Source organism: Psychrobacillus sp., assembly GCF_056205495.1.
Genome location: NZ_JBAEAP010000533.1, coordinates 1 through 1,700, shown reverse-complemented (window position 1 = coordinate 1,700; position 1,700 = coordinate 1). Strand labels below are relative to the sequence as shown.

Here is a 1,700-nt window from a genome sequence, read left to right as displayed (position 1 = left end):
TGATGACACTACCTCTACCGAAACGGAAGGTACTGAGACAGAAGATACTGAAAGTGATACAGAAGCTAACTAATACACAAAAACCTCAAAGCGTATATGCTTTGAGGTTTTTCAATTAGTATACAGACTTAACCATTTTTGCTTCTTCGATAATAGAATGAATTATATCATGATCATCAATAACATAAGGAACTTCTTCAGGTTCCATCCAAATACGTGTGGTCGTTTCGTGCTTCCGCTGAAAGGGATGGCATTCTTCTATATCCAACCGATAGAATAATTGATAACCAATTATAGGATACTTTCCATTTGGGTCAAAGTAAGGATTTTCTTCATGATTTACCTCAATAGCCCCTATATAAGTAGCTTTACCTTTTACAGAGCCCTCTTCGAAGACCTCTCGGTGTAATGCTTCTTCTGGAGTTTCATTTCCTTCTATATGCCCTCCAGGTAGATTAAATCCCCTCTTTTTCACTTTAACTAATAATATTTTTCCTTCGTAAAAGCAGCATCCGTGTACACTTGTTACTGTGTCTTTGTTTCCTATTAATTTGGAACGCTGCCACTTTAACCTTACGGGATGTTGCCCCCATACGACTGTAGTTTGATGAGTCATCTATTTGCTCCTTTTTCCTTGCTGTCCCTATGATTACTCTCTCTTGTACATAGCTTCATGTAAATTTTTCAATGTTTTTTTGATTTGATGCTGCGTATGTATATTTTGATCGAGATATGTTAAACGAAAATAAAGAGATTTTAAGAAGTTCATAACATTAGATCGATATTTGTAAAAGACTATGCGATTCTGTTCTTTTAATCTTGCTCCCATTAAACTCTCAAAGTTATGTACCCACTCTACAAGCATTTCCTCCGGTAAACCTTTTTCAATCATTGCTTCCACTGCAAAGATTAATCGTTCATCCTCATCGTCCTGGAGAACAGTATCCTTCCATATACAAGCTTTTATAACGTTTAGCCATTCTTCAGCGTGTAATATGTCGTAGGAAGGATGACTAATAATAGATTCAAAGAGATCTGCGCCATGCGCAATACTATGAGCCCATCCCTTCCCTTCTACATAACCTCTCACATCTTTTTCTGATTGTAAGTATGTTGTCGTTTTTTTATAGACTTCTTCTAATTGCTGCTTATCTAAAAAATTTTTTGTTTTATCCTTTTCTACAATCAAAGCAATGACTAAAGATGAAAATGATCTAGTAAACACTGTATCAGTGTCCTGTTCACCTATGCCTTTAAATAAATATTCTTCAGATAAACAAATGTTTAGTATTTTCACCATAAGGGAATTTGACAATTTGTTGTTCTCTATAAGCAGGTAAAAAGTAGAATAAATTAAGCTATCTCTTAGCTCTCCATCCACTGATCCTATATTAATAAGCATTTCTTTTATGACTTCCTCTAAGTTATCCAAATCACCTTTTTCATTTTGCCATTCTCTTAATATTGTTTTTAGCTCCATTTTAATCCTCCCTAATAAACTATCTTTTATTAATTCTAGAGAAAGGAACTCATTTCCTTCTTTACAAGCTATTTATTTTCCCAATTTAAATTAGTTGTATTTAAAATCTACAACAAAATAAAAGATCCTAAATTTTATGCGACAACTTAACAGCAATAGCTTTAGGGGCACTATTTGCGCCCACACAGAAATGTGAGCGATAGGAGTCGAAATAAAATTA

The 1,700-nt window shown here is 34.2% G+C and carries 2 protein-coding genes; both read right to left on the bottom strand.

The window, feature by feature from the left end; translation table 11 throughout:
* Positions 1-115: 115 nt before the first annotated feature.
* A complete protein-coding gene (locus tag AC06OU_RS15035) occupies positions 116-616 on the bottom strand; it encodes an NUDIX domain-containing protein (protein ID WP_475856860.1) in 501 nt (166 codons plus the stop codon).
* A gap of 33 nt (positions 617-649) precedes the next feature.
* Positions 650-1,480 (bottom strand): DUF2785 domain-containing protein, encoded by an 831-nt coding sequence (locus AC06OU_RS15030; protein ID WP_475856858.1) that lies wholly within the window; start codon positions 1,478-1,480, stop codon positions 650-652.
* Positions 1,481-1,700: the final 220 nt, after the last annotated feature.

Coding starts and splice junctions, on each gene's coding strand:
- AC06OU_RS15035 (WP_475856860.1), bottom strand. CDS start 616: ATGACTCATCAAACTACAGTCGTATGGGGGCAACATCCCGTAAGGTTA.
- AC06OU_RS15030 (WP_475856858.1), bottom strand. CDS start 1,480: ATGGAGCTAAAAACAATATTAAGAGAATGGCAAAATGAAAAAGGTGAT.